Source organism: Pseudoalteromonas sp. GutCa3 (assembly GCF_002836155.1).
Taxonomy (GTDB): Bacteria; Pseudomonadota; Gammaproteobacteria; order Enterobacterales; family Alteromonadaceae; genus Pseudoalteromonas; species Pseudoalteromonas arctica.
In genome coordinates this window covers 1-19,265 of sequence record NZ_PJBK01000036.1, presented here as the reverse complement: position 1 = coordinate 19,265, position 19,265 = coordinate 1, and the positions used below count along the sequence as shown (strand labels likewise).

The following is a 19,265-nucleotide window of genomic DNA, read 5'->3' as shown; positions in this document are numbered from 1 at the left end:
AGGGTTAATATGATTGAAACTGTAAAACTCACTATCAGGCTTTCTAATTTTTTTAAAATGAGCTGGAAAAATAAAACTGTAAGCCTATTTTTATTAGCTTATATTGTTATTTTTTCAGCCTACTCCCTAACTAACTTTCCTCCCTTACAAGTTCAAAATAATGTTTACGGTTTTACAACTGATTTTATTAATTTAATTGTTCTTATTTTTTTATTTTGGATGGTTCAGTGCTCCAAACTTTCAAAGCTTGCATATACATTTTCGACTCTCGGATTAATGCTTTGGTCCATGGGTAATACAGCTGATTTAATCGATGAGATAGTGATACAGCCTTACTGGGTAAGTATTTATTTTGAAGATTTATGCAGAACCAGCGGTATGCTTTTAACTTCCTATGGTTTATTTAAAACGATGCGCTTTGTACAAAGTATTAATAATCGATTAGCGCGTGAGCTAATTATTGACGATTTAACTAAGGTGCATAACAGACGTTATTTTTATCAGCACGCTAAAGATGCTCAGCACTCACCTTACGTTATTTTAATTGTAGATATAGACCACTTTAAAGCAATTAATGATGAATTTGGTCATGATGTTGGTGATGTAGTGCTTAAAGAACTAGCAACTAAATACGACAATGCTTTTACGCACCAAAACAAGTTTGCTCGTCTCGGTGGTGAAGAGTTTGGTGGCTACTTGCCTACAAATAATATGACGCAAGCGTGTGATTTTTCGCAGCAATTAATTGATCTTGCGCACACCATAAATGTTCAAAATTCTCGCCACTTAACAGTAAGTATAGGTGTTGCAATGCAAACGCCTAATGAGCCTTTAGATAAAGTAATGAAGCGCGCTGATCAAGCTTTATATTTAGCTAAAAAGAATGGCCGAGATCGTTTTGAAATTGCCCCGTAAGCGTTTTTAACTATATAAAAACACGTCCTTATTGTTTGCACATTTACTACACTTTTTAACGTTTTCGTAAGGAAATGTCAGTGAGGGTAATGCTTTGTAAATCATGAAATTAAAATAGAATGTTTGGGTCATAATGGGGATATTAATAATAAGGAATAACCTTAATGACCAACTCCCTTTTAAAAGCTGCATTACCCTTAAGTCTAATTACTATTTTGTCGGGCTGCGGCTCTGATGATAGCTCAAGCTCTACAGGTTACATCCAATTGTATAACGGCTCTTACAATAGCCCATATACGCGTTTGTTTGTTGAAGAAACAGAACGTTCAGGCGCTGATTTTGCCGATGTAACTACTCGCCATAACTACAGCACAGGCACTTATGATGTAAGTTTTGAATACCTAGATGCTAACGACAGCTATATAACAATTAGCGACCAAGAAATTTCTATTAAAGGCGACAAAACACAGTTAGTAGTAATGAGCGGCAACTTTGATGAGCCTACATTTACAGAGCTTAGCGTACCTATTACAAGCGATACGGGTGAGTTTAACTTAGGGTTTTACAATATTGCAGGGGAGAGCACTAACTACGATATTTACTTAGCAACTGATGATGGCGTATTTGAAAGCGCGACACTTTTTTCATCGGCTCAATATTTAAGTGAGTTAGATCTGCAAAGCGTTGATGAAGGTTATTACACTATTTACATAACCGAAGCGGGCAGCAGTGATGTTGTGTATGAGTCGTCATCTGTTTATTTATACGACGAAGCAAGCTATGTTGCAATGATCCGCCCAAGTTACGCTACAGAAGAAGGCGGTATTACGCTTGATGTAGTAACCGATAATAACTACGTTACTGAGCTTAAACATCAATCTGCCCTGGGGCAATTACGTTTTATAAATACGGTTGATGACTACTCGCCAGTGAGCTTTTCTGCTACACGCGGTACAACTGTAAACACAACAAATACAGTCGCTAGTGACTCTTATACCGATTATGTTGAACTTTCGCCGAATAGTTACAGCGTAGCGATGTACGACGAAGAAGGTACAAAACTAGCTGATAACTTTTTAATGACGCTAGAGCGTGAGCAAAGTGCGGTGGGTATTTTTTATAACGACGTTGATAACGGTTTACGTATGATGAGCGTTGAAGAAAACCTAACACCAAGTAGTTACAGCCATACGGTATCGGTTGTAAACCTAATTGAAAGCTACGCAGGGCAATCGGTTTCAGATGTTGATGTGTACTTTACACTTAACGGCGAAACAGTAGACGACACCAGTAACGTAGTCGATGGCCTAGATAAGTATGACCAAGAAGAACAGGTTGTAGATAACGAAATTTACACGGTTTATGTTGTTTACGAAGATAATGGCCAGCAAATTGTGCTTATTCAGCAAAGCGATATGGACTTTACACAAGAGGGTAACTACATATTGATTTTAGAGCATGATGAAACAACAAGCTCAGGTTATAAAATGACCCTAGAGCGCACTATTACCGATAGTGTTGAATAAATCTAAACATATTAAGTAGCATAAAGCCTAAGCACTTTAAGTGCTTAGGCTTTTTTATTGAACAAAATTTACCTACTCATTAATAATTAGGTACACTCAGGGCATAATAATTAATAAGAGTGTGCCATGGATGATTTAGTTGGGTTAGCCGTCATAGTAATACTGGTTGTAGTTGCCGGTGCTATTTGCGGCTTAATAGCGCTAGTGCAGTTAAATGGATTAAAACAAGAAGTTGCTGTTTTAAGGGCCAAAATAACACATCTACAAACACATAAATCGATATCGCAAAGTGAACCTCAAAGCGAAGCATCTACGGCTCAGGCAGCGCTTTCAAGATCAGAGCCAATTGCTCATAAAGCACAGCCAAACTTAACGCCCCAAAACGCGTCGCCACCTGTAATAAATCAGCTATCAGCGCCTCCTAAAAAAGCCAAACCAGCTGAAGCATCAGCCATAGAATTACTATTTAATAAACTACGCGCAGGGTTTGAGCAAAACTGGATGACCTGGATAGGCGCTATCGCCCTTGCTTTTGGTGGCATATTTTTAGCTAAATACAGCCTAGAGGCGGGTTTATTATCGCCTGTAATGAGGCTGAGCTTAGGCGGCTTATTTGGGCTTGGCCTAATTGCTGCCGCAGCTTATTTACACCATAAACGCATTGTATTTGAAGGCTTTAATAATTACATACCCGCAGCGCTTGCTAGTGGCGGGTTTATTACCTGTTTTGCTTTAACGCTTTTAGCTTACAGCAGTTACGACATGCTGAGCCCTACCGTGGCATTTTTTGCGTTAGCTATTATAGCAATTAGTGCAAGCGCGATGGCGCTTAGGTTAGGCCCGCTATTGGCCGTGCTTGGTATTATTGGCGCTTACAGCGTACCAATATGGGTTAGCACTGGCAGTGGTAACTTATTTACGCTGTTAATGTATATTGGATTTGTAAGCCTGTCGGCTGCGTTAGTTGCACATAAAGTACAACGTATTTGGCTATGGTATTTACTATGGGCTGGGCACATTGGCTGGTATTTAGTTGGTTTTACGCTACTTAAAGTTGATACCGTTTGGTTAATGGGAACGTTTGCTCTACTGAGTATTATTGGGTTAATTGCTATACCGCGATTGGGCTTAAAATTGAATGTTATTGAACATCGCCCACACAGTTTAAAACGTTTAATTAACGTGCTTCCTGATCATGCATTATTACTCGCCTTTATAGCGCCCTTATTATTTACCATGCTAATAAGTCACTTTGATATGCAGTGGCAAACAATCGGCGTGTTAAGTATTGTATTGGTGTTGTTTTTAGTCCTTAAAAATAGCCGTTGGGATATTTGGCAGGGTGTAGCGTTAGTTATTTCAACGCTATTAGTGATAGGCGCTCAGCGCACGCATCTTTCGCCAAACCTATTTGATGACGCACTCTTTATATTCAAAAATGAGTATGGTTTGGGTTTATTTCTCGGATTGTTACTTACCGCTTTTGGGCTTTATTACGGTAAAAAACAGATTAAGCGTTTAGCGTTTCATATTACGGGGGCATTTAGTGTATTTGTAATGATAGCGACTTTATATACGCTTATTCCTAATTCTGCGTTAAGTACTGCATATCCACTTTGGGCCGTTGTATTGTTTGTAGTGGCAGCTATTTTAATAAAGCTCGCGCAACATAATACAACGCTATTTCAGCGTTTTACTTATTGGGTAGGCGCTAATGCCAATATTACGTTAGCAATTACCATGCTACTAAGTGACAGCGGCCTAACCATTGCTCTTGCTGTACAAGTATTACTTATAAGCGTACTTATTAAACGCTATAGCGTGCCTATGCCACATTGGCCTATAAAAGCCTTGGTTGCTGCGTTATTACTGCGCCTTACGCTTTCACCTTGGACGCCAAGTTACGATGCACTCACGGTATTTGGTTTGCATTGGAGCATAGTGGTTTACCCGTTATGCATTGCGTTATTTTTTGCCGCAGCTAGGTGCTTTAAAGCATCTCAATTAAAAGTATGGTTAGAAGGTGCAGCCCTTCATTGTTTAGCGCTTTTTATTACAACCGAAACAAGTTATCAGCTAGTTGGGCATTATCCGCAATTTGATTCACTTAATTTTTACGAACAAATACTCCTTACCTGTAACTGGCTGGCATTAGGGTGCGTGTATTTACATAGAGCAAAACTTGCCGGTACTTTAGCTAAGTTATACCAAGTGGCGGGCTTTGCACTTGCAGGGTTAGCAGGGCTTTTTGCTATTAAAACACTGCTTGACGACAACCCATTATTTGAATCACTTTACATAGGTGAGCTGCCAATATTTAACTGGTTATTACTATTGTGGTTAGTACCTGCAGGATTAACGCTTTGGCTGGCCAAGCTTGTAAAACCAATAAACGCTAAAGCTACGCCATTTATATTGGCCGTTGCGGGTGGGTTTATATTATTGGCAATAAACAGCTTTATTCGCCAATACTGGCAAGGGCCTTATATTTACTTATCAAAAGGCGCAAGTAATGCAGAGCTTTATAGCTACTCTGTTATTTGGTTAGTAATGGGTGCGGGTACTGTTATTTTTGGTCATTTAAAAAACCAGTTATTAATACAAAAAGTAGGCTTAGGCTTACTAGCTGCAGTTATTGTTAAAGTGTTTTTAATTGATATGGCTAACTTGGAGGGCTTACTTAAAGCGCTTTCGTTTATTGGATTAGGACTTTCGTTGGTGGGGTTAAGTTGGTTTTTCCAAAAGCTTAGAAGCCGAGTAAATCCAGTTTAACTTTTGAACACTTTATAAAGCAAAGCCCAGTGAAGATACTGGGCTTTTTGTTTTACGCTATTACTTGATAGCTTTTAACTAGAATACTTTTAACTAGCTCACTTTTTACTAGCTTATTATGTACTGTGATTAAGCAGTGCCTTTAGTTTGCCCGGTTTAATTGGCTTACTTAAATAATGAATATTAGCGGCTTTGGTTTCTTGTTTAAGCTCGGTGTCGCGTACTGCGGTAATTAAAATAGCGGGTACTTGGCTTTGCCAAATTTCGCGCAGGGTTTTAATTAGCGTTATGCCATCGCAATCATTGCCTAATTGGTAGTCCATTAAAATAACATCGGGTGCACCGTTTTGCTTAGCGTGCGCCAGTACATTATTTACATTATCAAATAGCGTGTAATTAGCTTGCCACTTTTTAAGTAAGCTTGCCATTGCAGCTAGGTTTTCAGGGTCGTCGTCTACGGCAACAATATTAATTGCTGCACGGTTTTCTATTAGGCTGTTTGTCGTACTTTTTTGTTGTACAAACTGCTCGTCGCCATAAGGTACCTCAATGCTAAAACGGCTACCTTTATTTGGCTCAGAATGCACATCAAGCGGCAAACTTAATAAGTCAGCCATACGTTTTACAACACCTAAGCCTAAGCCTACGCCTTTGTTATCGCCCGACTCAACACGGTAAAAGTCGTTAAATATTTTAGCTTGCTCTACTTCGCTAATACCAGGGCCTGTATCCCATACTTCTATTCGTAAATTGTGCTTTCGGTTCCTACAGGCAATTAATACACGGCCATTATCGGTGTATTTAACTGCATTAGAGACCAAGTTTTGAATAATTCGGCGCAAATAGGTTATATCGCTGTGCACAATTTGCTGGTGTGAATGCACACTAAGCTTAAGGCCTTTATCACTTGATAAAATAGCGTATTCACTTTGCAGTGGCGCTAAAATATCTTCAATATAAAAATGGCGAGGGGTTGGGGTCATAGCGCCTTGTTCTAGCTTGGCTATTTCAAGTAGTGCCGACATTAAGTGCACGGTTGAATCGAGACTGTCGCCTAATTTTTCAAAGCTGTTTTGGTTAGTGCTGTCGAGTTGCTTTTCGTCAATGGCAGCAAGGTATAAACGTGCTGCGTTTAACGGCTGTAAAATGTCGTGGCTCGCCAGTGCTAAAAAGCGCGTTTTACTGTCGTTGGCTTGCTCTGCTTCTCGTTTGGCTAAAGTAAGTGCTTGCTCGGTTTGTACACGGCTATCTATTTGAGCTTGTAAGTCTCTATTAATGGTTTGCACTTCTTGAGTTCGCGCTTCTATGCGGTTTTCAAGATCCATGTTTACTTCTTCAAGCGCATTTTGCGTACTTATGTGATTGGTAATATCCGAAAAGCTGGTAACAAATCCGCCATCGGGCAGCGGGTTACCAATCATTTCATATACTTGGCCATTACGACGGTGGCGAATAAAGTGATGCGAGCTGCCGTATTTTAAATGCTGCACACGTTTTTCTACTTGGCGTTCTATTTCGCCAGGGCCACATTCACCACGGTTAGCGTTGTATCTAATAATATCTTCTATGGGTTGGCCTACTTCTAAAAATCCTTCAGGGTAGCCAAACATTTCGCTGTAGCGTTTATTCCAAGCTACTAGCTTTAAATCTTTATCGACAACTGAAATACCATGGCTTAAATTTTCGAGTGAGGTAAATAACAGATTTTGATTAAATTGCAGCGCTTGTGTGGTTTCGTCAAAAAAGTTTACAACTTCTTCAAACGCCATACGCTTACCCGACGATACCGTATGTATTAACGCTTGTGCCGACGATGCGCCAAGCACGCCTGTTAACGCGCGTTCGCAGTAGGCTATAAATTCAGGCTCTGGGTGTGCGTTGTTATCGCTTAAGTGATGGGCGAGTGCGTAATGCGCCAATACTTGTTGGCTGCGCTGAATACCTAAAAAGGTTTGCAGTAGTATTTTAAAGTCGTAAACAGTGGCTTTTACATCTTTATTTAAGCGCCTTGATAAAATAGCCTGATCTTTAGGGTTAACAAAAGCAGCTGCCTGAATCTTATCAATTAAGCGCTCCTCAGCCCCAAGTGAAAAACTAATATAACACCCAATATTGGCAAACAAAGCTATCAAGGTTCCGCGTGTTATAAGCGTTTGTTGTAGCTCGCTATCAAGCGTTGCACCGGCATCGAGTATTGGCAGCATTAAAAATAGTACCCAGCAAATAAAGCCTGCTACTAAACCTGCATAAACCCCATAAGCATGGCCTTTTCGCCAGTATAAACCGCCCACAATAGCGGGTAATAATTGAGTAACAAGTGAAAAAGCTACTAAGCCCATACTTGCCAGTGCGCTGCTATGGCCAAACCATTGCTGATAGAAATAGGCCAAAATTAATATGCCCGCAATAGCAAAGCGCCTTACAAGTAAAATTCGAGACTTATAACTGGTGGTAATTAAGTTGCGTTTAAATTTACGACGTAGCATTAGGGGTAATACCACATCGTTTGAAATCATCGTGCTTAGCGTCAGTGTTGCTACCACTATCATTGCGGTGGCGGCCGATAGTCCACCTATAAATACAAAGGTGGTTAAAAAGGCGTTGTCGTTAATTAACGGTAGGGCAAGTACAAAGCTGTCGGGTGAATAGCCGCTGCCAATTTCAGGATGAATTGCCGCAGTCGCAATAGGTAAAATCATTGCGGCAGTTAATAGTAAATACAGCGGAAAAGCCCAGCGAGCGGTAAGTAAGTGGCGTTTGTTTTGGTTGTCGACCACGGTTACATGAAACTGGCGTGGTAAACATATAATAGCGGCCGCAGCCATTAAGGACTGGCCAATAAAGTTAAAGCTAAAGAAGTTAAAGTCGCTCCAATGGGCCCAAATCGACTCGGTTACTTTATTTGGAGTAGGCTCTGGCATATTAAATAAGGTGTAAACAGCAAGGCCTGCTACAGCAATAAGTGCAATAAGTTTAATCATTGATTCAAACGCGACAGCAAGCATTAACCCAGAGCGATACTCTGTTACGTCCACTTTGCGGGTACCAAAAAATATTGCAAATAAGGCCATAATTAATGTGGCAGAAAGCGCGAGCATATCGCCTGATATTTTATTACTGTTTTGCAAAAGTAAAAAGCTGGTACTAAGCGCTTTTAATTGCAGCGCAATGTAGGGAATAGTCGCCAGCAGCGCAATAACAGTAACCATAATCGCGGTAGTTTGGCGTTTGCCGTAACGAGCTGAAATAAAGTCAGCAATAGTGGTTATGTTTTGTTTTTTGCTTACCAGTACCAGCTTACGTAAAAACCCTTGGCCGAATAAAAACAGCAGCGCAGGGCCCAATAATATTGGCAAATAACTCCAACTGCTGGTGGCGGCTGTACCCACTGAGCCGTAGTAAGTCCAAGAGGTACAGTAAATCCCAAGTGAGAGTGAATACACAAAAGGGTGATGGCTAATACGCTTTGCCAAAGGGGTTGTTTTATCGCCCCAATTGGCGAGCCAAAACAGCACACCTATATAACTTAAAGCAACAATAATGAGTACGGCAGTCATGTTGTTATTAAACCTTATTATTTTAAATAGTCCCTCAACCCTATGAGGGATTAACACAATACCAGAACTGAGGTTAAGTGTGAGGCTTGAATTTAAAATAAAACTTTCATTTTATTTCTATCTTATTGAATATTAATAACAAAAATAAAATCATCTCAAGCATTAGACTAATGTCGCATTAATGACCAACTTATCAATTTAATCATAAAGCCAGCTTACAAAAACAGCCTAAGTAATTGAAATAATATAAAAATATATAAAACACGCTTGAATGATAAATACAGTTTACGTAAACGTTAACAAGCTGTTACGACTATGGTCTCAATTCAATATGTGACCAGCGTTGCTAAATTGGTAAACGAAGATAAAAAACCACTCATCGCGATATTGCGGTGCTTAAAGGGGAAAACAAAAATGGCTTTTAAAGATGAAGAACAAGCAAAAGCTTATTGGGCAGAAAACATTTCGCTGTTATTTAAACTGTTAGCAGTGTGGTTTGTTGTGTCTTTCGGCTTTGGCATATTACTGGTTGATGTACTTAATGAAGTGCGTTTTTTTGGGTTTAAACTTGGCTTCTGGTTCGCCCAGCAAGGCGCGATTTATACCTTTGTTGCTTTGATTTTTGTGTACGTTTTCAAAATGAATACGTTAGATAAAAAATACGGCGTAGACGAATAGGAGCTAAGCAATGGATGTTCAAACACTCACGTTTATAATTGTTGGTTTAAGCTTTGCGCTTTATATCGGCATAGCAATTTGGGCCCGTGCGGGTTCAACTAAAGAGTTTTATGTAGCAGGCGGCGGCGTACCTCCTCTTGCTAATGGTATGGCAACGGCTGCTGATTGGATGAGCGCCGCGTCGTTTATTTCAATGGCAGGTATTATTTCGTTTGCAGGTTACGATGGCAGCGTTTACTTAATGGGGTGGACAGGTGGTTATGTACTATTAGCCATGTGTTTAGCGCCTTACTTACGTAAATTCGGCAAGTTTACTGTGCCAGACTTTATTGGCGACCGTTACTACTCACGCACCGCGCGTTTAGTAGCAATTGTATGTGCCATATTCATTTGTTTTACTTACATTGCAGGGCAAATGCGTGGTGTAGGCGTCGTATTTTCACGCTTTTTAGAAGTAGAAATTGAAACCGGTGTTTACATTGGCATGGTGATTGTATTCTTTTATGCGGTACTTGGCGGCATGAAAGGCATTACCTACACACAAGTAGCGCAGTATTGTGTACTTGTATTTGCCTACCTTGTACCAGCCATTTTTATCTCGATGATGATGACGGGTCACTTTTTCCCACAAACCGGTTTTGGTGCCACATTAATTGGCAGCGATGGCGTGTACGTACTTGATAAACTAGACGGCTTAAGCGCTGAACTTGGTTTTGCGCAATATACCGAAGGCTCTAAGAGCATGATTGACGTGTTCGCTATTACTGGCGCGTTAATGGTAGGTACTGCTGGTTTACCACACGTAATTGTTCGCTTTTTCACTGTACCTCGTGTAAAAGACACGCGTATTTCTGCAGCATGGACACTTGTGTTCATCGCGATTGTTTATACTACAGCACCTGCGGTTGCAGCCTTTGCTCGCGTAAACATGGTTGATACTATAAATGGTAAAGACGGTAGCGGTACAGCTTACGCAGAAGCACCTGGATGGATTAAAAACTGGGAACGCACAGGTTTAATTACATTTGATGATAAAAACGGCGATGGCAAAATGTTCTACACGGCGGGTAAAATCACCGATCCGAACAGTGCTAACGAAGTAAACGTAGACCGCGACATTATGGTATTAGCAAATCCAGAGATTGCTAACTTACCAGCATGGGTAATCGCACTTGTAGCTGCTGGTGGTATTGCCGCGGCACTTTCTACAACAGCAGGTTTACTATTGGTTATTTCGACCTCCGTTTCGCACGATTTACTCAAGCGAACTCTCAAGCCCGATATTACCGACAAGCAAGAGTTACTTGCAGCGAGGTTGGCAGCCATGGTCGCTATTGTTATCTCCGCGTACTTTGGTATTAACCCGCCTGGATTTGTGGCGTCGGTAGTGGCATTTGCATTCGGCTTGGCGGCAGCGAGTTTCTTCCCAGCAATTATTATGGGTATATTCTCTAAAACAATGAACCGCGAAGGCGCAATTGCAGGCATGGTAACGGGTATTGGCTTTACCGCTGCGTATATCATCTTCTTCAAGTTTGTTAGCCCAGAGCTAAACAGCCCTGAAAACTGGTTCTTAGGTATTTCGCCTGAAGGTATTGGCTTAATTGGTATGATTATTAACTTTGCAGTTGCTGCAATTGTTCTTAAGTTTACTAAACCTACACCGGTTGAAATTCAAGAAATGGTTGAAAGCATTCGTAACCCTAAAGGGTCTGCAGAAGCACACGACCACTAGGCTACAATTTATAGATATAGTTTAGAAAACATAAAGCACCAAAAGCCCGACTTTAGTCGGGCTTTTTATTTGTTTAATAAATAAGTACATTAGATTGGTACATCACCATTTAAAGAGCGAATACAATGAGTGTAGAACAACAAGAAATAGCCCAATACGTTTGTTTGCAAGCGCCTTTTACTATGCTTGATAGCAGCGCATACGAATATTTTGTAAATCATCTTGATATTATTTACCTCACCCGCGAAAACCAAACTCAGTGGTTACAAAGTGAAAACCCTAAACTGTTTTTAATTCGCTCTGGTTTGTATGACCTAGTTGATGGTAAGGGCGATGTTGTTACACGCTTAGCGCAAGGTGACTATTTTGGTTTTCCGTCGCTGTTAACCGGTGAGGCAATTCAAAATAGGTTGGAAGTACAAAAAGAGGGCATAGTGTATATGCTCTCTCAAACGCACTTTGATTTTTTACGCAGAGAATATAAATCGTTTGAGCAATACTTTGTACGCGCTCATGCTAATCGGTTGTTGTCATCGCATTATAAAAGTAAAAACGATAGTTGGTCTGAACGTAAAATATCAGAGCTGATGACCCGCACCGCCATTACGCTTTCGCCCGATGCAAGTATTAGGCAAAGTGCTAAAAAAATGAAAGAGCATGGTGTGTCGTCAATAATGATAACGCAGCACGCACACTTAGTAGGGGTGGTAACCGACCGCGACTTACGTAATCGAGTACTTGCCGACGAAGTAGATCCACAAGACGCAGTAAGCAGTATTATGACCGCCAAGCCCAAGTTTATATTTGAAAATAACCGGGTGTTTTCGGCGCTACACTTAATGCTTAAATACAATATTCATCATTTACCCGTGCTTGACGAAAACCATAACCCAATAGGGATGATAACCAGCACCGATTTACTGCGTCAACAAAAAAGCGACCCCGTACAGCTTATTGGGCGCATATATAAAGCGCATACTGTTACTGATTTAAAACGCTACGCAAAAGAAATCCCCGAACTTTTGCGTGGTTTTTCGTACAACATTGACGACATATCGCTCATTGGTAAATTACTCAGTGGTTTAACCGATGCGCTTACATCGCGCCTGATTCACTTATTTCAAGAAGAGCATGGCGCAGCGCCAACCAGCTTTAGTTTTATTTGCTTTGGCTCGCAAGCACGCGAAGAACAAACCCTGCACTCAGATCAAGACAACGGCTTGTTACTCCCTAACGACTTAACCACCGAGCAACACGCTTACTTTAAAAGTATGGGGGAGTTTGTATGTGAGAATTTAGTTGAGTGCGGCATTAGGCGTTGCCCAGGTAATATTATGGCAAGCAGTGATGAGTGCCGTATGAGCGTAAACGATTGGAGCGAGCGCTTTTTTAAATGGATAAAAAGCCCTACTCCTAATGCAATGCTTAACTGTAAGATATTTTTTGACTTGCGATTTATTGAAGGTTCAAACGCTTTATACACGGCTTTTTGCGAGCAACTAATTCGTATATCACGTAACGACTTATTCTATGCCGCAATGGCAACCGACATAAGCAGCAACAGCGTGCCAATTGGTTTATTTAATAAATTTAAAACCGAAAAAACAGATAAAAACGACAAATACATAGATTTAAAAAAACGCGGTGTGGTGATCATAAACGACATAGTACGGTTATACGCTTTAAAAGCGGGTATTAAGCGCGCCAACACACAAGAGCGATTGGACGCACTACTAAAACACAAACTGATCAGCAAAGAAGATATATACAACCTAAAAGACTGCTGGCGGTTCTTAACGCAGCTTCGCTTGAGTACACAAATAAACGAAGAGGGCTTACCGAGTAATTGTATTAATCCTAATAAATTAAACTCACTAGAGCGCCATCAACTAAAAGAAGCGTTTTACCTTGTTAAACAAGCGCAGCAAGCCGCCGCGTTTAAGTTTGCTCGCGGCAGTTTATAATGATGGACTACTAACATGGTAAAAAAGCTGCTCACTCGGTATTTAAAGCGCCGTAAATTACTAGGCAAAAATGCCTTACAACAACGTTATTTGGTGATTGATTTAGAGCTCACTGGGCTTGATGCAAAACAGCACGAAATTGTATCGGTAGCGTGGGTGATAATAGATAACCAATGTATAAAAATGAGCGAGTCGCAGCACCTTATAAATAAAGACGTAAAAAGCCTTGAGCAAAGTCCTGTTTTTCATGGGATTAGCGATGATGCTATAGCAAAGGGGCTAAGCCTAAACAGTATATTAATGCAATTAAGTAACCATTTTAGCGACTGTATTTTAGTGTTTCATAATGCCATGCTCGACTGGGGGTTTTTAAAAATAGCGCTTAAAAATGCCAATATAACAATACGGCCTAAACTCATAATCGACACACTGCATATTGAGCAAAAGCGCTTACTCCATCATTCAACTGAAATAAAACAAGATGATTTAACCCTTAATGCTTGCCGCACACGTTATGAGTTACCAAGCTATCATTGCCATCACGCACTGACCGATGCACAAGCCACTGCCGAGTTACTGCTAGCCCAGTGCCATCAAATAAGCCGTGGCAAAGAGTTAAAATTAGGCGAGTTGGTCTAGGTTGGCTGTAGGCGGGGCTTTATGCCGCGCGAGATAAACTCCCACCTACAATAAAGAGCAGTTTACTTTTATTGTTATCCGTATGACTATAGGTACATTTATGTAGTCATTATTTAACTAATTACTCCAAGGAACGAATATGAAACTCATTACTGCCATTTTCTTAACCTTATTCCCACTTATCACTTTTGCTAATTCAAGCTTACCTGCTAATCGTCATATTGCAGTGCAGGGTATTGCAGAGGTATTAGCAAAGCCCGATATGGCTAAGATTTCTTTTGAAGTAATAAGCTTTAAAGACAAATCACTTGATGCTAAACGTGATGTTGATGATCGAGTAAATTTGTTACTTAAAGGATTAAGCAAGTACGGTGTTAAGGAGACGGATGTTTCTGCTACAAGCCTGTTAACTCATAATGATGACGATATGTTTAATGTCGAGAGCGGTACAGCAATTAATGCAGGATATGTAGCAACAAGAACACTTAAAGTAACATTAAGAAATATTGAAAAAGTGAATGATTTTATCGATTTTGCACTAAGTGTAAAAATTAATGAAGTGACCAATATTGAGCTTATGTCTTCAAAAGCCGCGCAGTTAAAAGCTGAAGCAACACAAGGAGCAATAGATAACGCTATAGTTAAAGGGGGTAAGCTTGCCAAAGCATTTGGCGCAGAGCTTGGAAAAATTTACAGTATTAATTCAAATTCTAACCGTTCAAGCTATGGTTATGGTGTAGATGATTTTGAGAGAATAGTTGTGACCGGCTCTAAAGTTACTAGAAATCCATTTGAGCAAGGTAGATACCTGCAAGAAACTATTACATTTAAATCATCAATAAACGTGGTGTTTGATTTAGAGGTAAATGATTAAGTTAAAATTTTCATTTCAAATACATTTTCATAATGTAAGCTGGCTTTAAGTTTTTGATTAATTTGAAGGTAGCCATATTATGAGCGATGAAAATAACACGTTAAAAGCACAAACTGAGGCAAAAATAGCCGCAGGGCGAAAAGGTAATCCTGATTTCATGAAAGGTGTTGATGAAACGATTGCACAAGCAAAAGCGTTTCAGCAAGGTGCTAATGCACTTGATTTAAACCAAAGCGCACCAAGTTTTGAGTTACCAAATCAACATGGTCAATCGGTGCAGTTAACCGAGTTACTTGCTAAAGGACCTGTGGTTGTTACTTTTTATCGTGGAAGTTGGTGTCCGTACTGCAATTTACAGCTCAAAGCGCTTCAAGCACGTTTACCTGAAATTCACGCATTAGGCGCACAATTGGTGGCTATTAGCCCGCAAGTACCCGATGGCTCACTTAGTGATGATGAAATAAGTAAAATGGATTTTTTAGTGCTGAGTGATCAAAATGCCGATGTAGCAGCAAGCTACGGCGTAGCATGGCAAGTACCCACATTTTTACTAGAGCATATGCGAGTAGACCGAGGCCTAGATTTAGAGTCGGTTAACAATGGCAATAGTAGTGTTTTACCGATCCCTGCCACCTTTGTTTTAGATAAACAAGGTAAAGTGACTTGGCGTTATGTTGATGTTGATTATCGTACTCGTTCTGAGCCAGAAGATATAATTAACGCATTGAAAAATTTAGTATAAAAAACTTAATTTTAAAAGTCAGAACCATCGAAGAGCTTGCAATGCGTAAGCTCTTTAACCTTAATTTAAAGTTTCTAATGCTACCCTCTTATAATAATGCTCAAGGTCGATTACAATACAGCCATCTAAAAGGCGTATTGCCTTTATCTGCACGCTAAAAGAGTGGATTTTATATTTCATGGCAATCAAACTTGCAATTAATGGTTTTGGTCGTATTGGTCGAAATATTGTCCGCGCGTTATACGAGTCTGGTTTGAGCGACGATATAAAAATTGTTGCGATTAACGAACTTGCTGATCCTGAAGCTATTGCTCATTTATTAAAATACGACACATCCCACGGTCGTTTTTCTTTTCCTGTAAAACTTGGTGAAGACACCATTAGTGTTGCAGGCGATACCATTGCACTTTTTTGTGAAGAAAACCCAATTGAATTACCTTGGCAAACGCTCGATGTAGACGTTGTACTTGAATGTACGGGTGTTTATCACTCGCGTGAACATGCGCAGTTACATATTACCGCAGGCGCTAAAAAGGTGTTGTTTTCGCATCCGGCCGATAACGATGTTGATGCTACGATTGTGTATGGCATTAACGACGATGAGCTTAAAAACGAACACACAATTGTTTCTAACGGCTCGTGTACAACTAACTGTGTTGTGCCGGTTATTAAAGTATTAGATGATGCATTTGGTATTGAGTCGGGCGCTATTACAACTATTCATGCGTCGATGAACGATCAACAAGTGATTGATGGTTATCATCATGATTTACGCCGTACTCGCGCTGCAAGCCAATCAATTATTCCAGTTGATACAAAGCTCGCCCGTGGTATAGACCGTATTTTACCTAAATTTAAAGGCCGTTTTGAAGCCATCGCCGTACGTGTTCCTACTATAAATGTAACGGCAATGGATTTAAGTGTAACGGTTAATACTGATGTAGATTTAAACGCAGTAAATAACGCACTTAAAGCACAAGCAAAAGACCGCTTAGAAGGTATTTTAAGTTATACCGAAGAGCCGCTTGTGTCGGTTGATTTTAATCACGACCCACATTCTTGTATTATTGATGGCACACAAACACGTGTTAGTCACAAACGACTGATAAAGTTATTAGTATGGTGTGATAACGAATGGGGTTTTGCTAATCGCATGCTCGACACAGCGCGTGCTATGATGGCAGTGAATAAGTAATTTATTAATATAATAATTTTAAACGTATTTTTCAGGTTCAGTATCGTTAACTAAGGAGATGTTCATGTCGGTCATAAAAATGGCAGATTTAGATTTAAACGGCAAACGCGTATTAATTCGTGAAGATTTAAATGTACCAGTTAAAGCAGGTAAAGTGACGTCAGATGCGCGTATTCGTGCAGCACTACCTACTATTAAATTAGCGCTTGAGATGGGTGCTAAAGTAATGGTTATGTCACACCTTGGCCGTCCTACGGAAGGGGAATATGATGAAGCGTTTTCGCTAGCACCTGTCGCTGATTACTTAAACGATGCCCTTGAGCAAACTGTACGTTTAGAAAAAGATTATCTAAACGGTGTTGATATTGCTGATAACGAAGTTGTTGTTTTTGAAAATGTGCGCTTTAACAAAGGCGAGAAGAAAAACGACGAAGCGTTATCTAAGCAACTTGCAGCACTGTGTGATGTATATGTAATGGATGCATTTGGTACGGCTCACCGTGCACAAGCATCTACGCATGGCGTTGGCTTATTTGCTGATGTGGCATGTGCAGGTCCATTGTTATCAGCTGAACTAGAAGCGTTAGGCAAAGCACTTGATAACCCAGCTCGTCCATTAGTGGCGATTGTTGGTGGTTCTAAAGTTTCAACTAAGCTAACCGTTTTAGATTCACTTTCTAAAATTGTTGACCAATTAGTTACCGGTGGCGGTATTGCAAATACCTTTATTGCTGCATCAGGTAGCCCAGTTGGTAAATCGCTTTACGAACCAGATTTAATGGATGAAGCTAACCGCTTATGTGCAGCAGCGATTGCTAATAATGGTGAAATTCCGGTACCGACTGACGTAGTTGTTGGTAATGAGTTTTCTGAATCTGCTGTAGCTACGCTTAAAGATGTAAGCGAAGTAACAAGCGACGATATGATTTTTGATATTGGTCCTGATACAGCGAGCAAGCTTGCAAAAATTATTGCAAATGCGGGCACTGTTGTATGGAATGGCCCTGTTGGCGTGTTCGAGTTTGACCAATTTGGTAATGGCACACGTGCTATTGCACAAGCAATTGCTAACTCAAATGCGTTTTCAATTGCTGGTGGTGGTGATACCTTAGCCGCAATTGATAAATACGGCATTGCCGATAAAGTTTCTTATATTTCTACTGGTGGTGGTGCGTTCTTAGAGTTTTTAGAAGGCAAAAAACTTCCAGCAGTTGAAATGCTAGAGTCGCGCGCTAAGTAATTTTAGTAGCGTAAGGTGAGGGGGTAATAGCCCTCACCGACAATTAATTATTAAATACCTCTCACCCTAATTTAATAGTTAATTTAGATGGAATATTACTGCAAAGCAGTGGTTTTTCGTGGCGTTGTTATAACGCCAAACTAACACATCCGTTCAAACTAGATGGTAGGGAACTACTGTCGATAAATTGGAGAATACCCAATGGCTTTAATCAGTATGCGACAACTTTTAGATCATGCAGCAGAGCATGGTTACGGCGTACCTGCTTTTAACGTTAACAATCAAGAGCAAATGCGCGCAATAATGGAAGCGGCTGACAAAACAAACAGCCCAGTAATCGTTCAGGGATCAGCTGGAGCACGTGCTTATGCTGGTGCTCCATTTATTCGTCATATGATTTTAGCAGCCGTTGAAGAATGGCCACATATTCCCGTTGTTATGCATCAAGATCACGGCACATCGCCAGGTGTATGTCAGCGTTCAATTCAGCTTGGTTTTTCATCAGTAATGATGGATGGCTCGTTAATGAGCGACGGTAAAACTCCTTCAAGCTACGAATACAATGTAGAAGTAACGCGCGAAACTGTTGCTATGGCTCATGCTTGTGGCGTATCGGTTGAAGGCGAGCTAGGTGTACTTGGTTCACTGGAAACAGGTGAAGCTGGCGAAGAAGACGGTGTTGGCGCTGAAGGGTTACTAACCACTGAGCAAATGCTAACAGACCCTGAAGAAGCGGCTGACTTTGTAAATAAAACACATGTTGATGCACTTGCAATTGCATGTGGTACTTCGCATGGAGCTTATAAATTTACTCGCCCACCAACAGATGACATTTTAGCGATTGACCGCATTAAAGCGATTCATGCACGTATTCCTAACACGCATTTAGTGATGCATGGTTCATCTTCAGTTCCTCAAGAATGGTTAGAAATTATTAATCAGTATGGTGGCGAAATTCCAGAAACTTATGGTGTGCCAGTTGAACAGATTGTTGAAGGCATTAAGTTTGGTGTTCGTAAGGTAAATATTGATACCGATTTACGTTTAGCATCTACCGGTGCAATTCGCCGTCATATGGCGCTTAACCCATCTAACTTCGATCCACGTAAATACTTAGCTGAAGCAACTAAAGCAATGACAGAGATTTGTGTTGCACGCTATAACTCGTTTGGTACTTCTGGTCAGGCTAGTAAAATTAAGCCAATTTCACTTGATGAAATGCACCTTAAATACTTAAGCGGCGAACTAGACCCTAAAATTAGATAATAGATCAATTTATAATTGATCATTATTAGGGCCTGTTTATCTTTCGAGGTTAAATTTGCAGCAGTATGTTTGGTATTTAGGCAAGGCAGAGCCTATGCAGTGTGGTTATTCCCCATAAATAGGCGATAACGTGGAATAAATGCCAAACATGCGCTGCCCGAA

General features: G+C 40.4%; 13 protein-coding genes. 12 read left to right on the top strand and 1 reads right to left on the bottom strand.

What is annotated here, in order from left to right:
• The first annotated feature begins 9 nt into the window (after positions 1-9).
• The 3 genes from CXF64_RS07875 (at position 10) to CXF64_RS07865 (ending at position 5,213) form a co-directional block, all read left to right on the top strand.
• Positions 10-915 carry a GGDEF domain-containing protein gene (locus tag CXF64_RS07875; protein WP_101216748.1) on the top strand — a complete coding sequence of 302 codons (906 nt, stop codon included), beginning with the start codon at positions 10-12 and terminating at the stop codon, positions 913-915.
• 164 nt (positions 916-1,079) lie between these two features.
• Positions 1,080-2,441 carry a hypothetical protein gene (locus CXF64_RS07870; protein WP_101216747.1) on the top strand — a complete coding sequence of 454 codons (1,362 nt, stop codon included), beginning with the start codon at positions 1,080-1,082 and terminating at the stop codon, positions 2,439-2,441.
• Between the two features lie 126 nt (positions 2,442-2,567).
• The gene (locus tag CXF64_RS07865; RefSeq protein ID WP_101216746.1) at positions 2,568-5,213 is read left to right on the top strand and encodes a DUF2339 domain-containing protein; all 2,646 of its coding nucleotides are present in this window, start codon (positions 2,568-2,570) and stop codon (positions 5,211-5,213) included.
• A gap of 116 nt (positions 5,214-5,329) precedes the next feature.
• On the opposite strand, the gene CXF64_RS07860 is transcribed toward CXF64_RS07865, so the two are convergent.
• Positions 5,330-8,770 carry a PAS domain-containing hybrid sensor histidine kinase/response regulator gene (locus tag CXF64_RS07860; RefSeq protein ID WP_101216745.1) on the bottom strand — a complete coding sequence of 1,147 codons (3,441 nt, stop codon included), beginning with the start codon at positions 8,768-8,770 and terminating at the stop codon, positions 5,330-5,332.
• Positions 8,771-9,184: 414 nt separating this feature from the next.
• Here CXF64_RS07860 and CXF64_RS07855 point away from each other — a divergent pair, with 414 nt between their 5' ends.
• From CXF64_RS07855 to fba, 9 genes are all read left to right on the top strand, one after another.
• Positions 9,185-9,448 carry a DUF4212 domain-containing protein gene (locus CXF64_RS07855; protein WP_002961535.1) on the top strand — a complete coding sequence of 88 codons (264 nt, stop codon included), beginning with the start codon at positions 9,185-9,187 and terminating at the stop codon, positions 9,446-9,448.
• Positions 9,449-9,458: 10 nt separating this feature from the next.
• Entirely contained in the window at positions 9,459-11,183 is a 1,725-nt protein-coding gene (locus CXF64_RS07850) for a sodium:solute symporter family protein (protein ID WP_007587184.1), read from the top strand.
• Positions 11,184-11,308: 125 nt separating this feature from the next.
• Positions 11,309-13,147 (top strand): DUF294 nucleotidyltransferase-like domain-containing protein, encoded by a 1,839-nt coding sequence (locus CXF64_RS07845; protein WP_101216744.1) that lies wholly within the window; start codon positions 11,309-11,311, stop codon positions 13,145-13,147.
• Between the two features lie 15 nt (positions 13,148-13,162).
• Positions 13,163-13,786: a 3'-5' exonuclease gene (locus CXF64_RS07840; RefSeq protein WP_101216743.1), complete on the top strand. Its 624-nt coding sequence runs from the start codon at positions 13,163-13,165 to the stop codon at positions 13,784-13,786.
• Between the two features lie 139 nt (positions 13,787-13,925).
• Positions 13,926-14,660: an SIMPL domain-containing protein gene (locus tag CXF64_RS07835; RefSeq protein WP_101216742.1), complete on the top strand. Its 735-nt coding sequence runs from the start codon at positions 13,926-13,928 to the stop codon at positions 14,658-14,660.
• A 79-nt stretch (positions 14,661-14,739) separates the two neighbouring features.
• Entirely contained in the window at positions 14,740-15,402 is a 663-nt protein-coding gene (locus CXF64_RS07830) for a peroxiredoxin-like family protein (protein WP_024589750.1), read from the top strand.
• A 178-nt stretch (positions 15,403-15,580) separates the two neighbouring features.
• Positions 15,581-16,597: an erythrose-4-phosphate dehydrogenase gene (gene epd, locus CXF64_RS07825; RefSeq protein ID WP_007587176.1), complete on the top strand. Its 1,017-nt coding sequence runs from the start codon at positions 15,581-15,583 to the stop codon at positions 16,595-16,597.
• Positions 16,598-16,661: 64 nt separating this feature from the next.
• Positions 16,662-17,837 carry a phosphoglycerate kinase gene (locus CXF64_RS07820; protein WP_007587175.1) on the top strand — a complete coding sequence of 392 codons (1,176 nt, stop codon included), beginning with the start codon at positions 16,662-16,664 and terminating at the stop codon, positions 17,835-17,837.
• A 201-nt stretch (positions 17,838-18,038) separates the two neighbouring features.
• Entirely contained in the window at positions 18,039-19,103 is a 1,065-nt protein-coding gene (gene fba / locus CXF64_RS07815) for a class II fructose-bisphosphate aldolase (RefSeq protein ID WP_007587174.1), read from the top strand.
• The last annotated feature ends 162 nt before the right edge of the window (positions 19,104-19,265 follow it).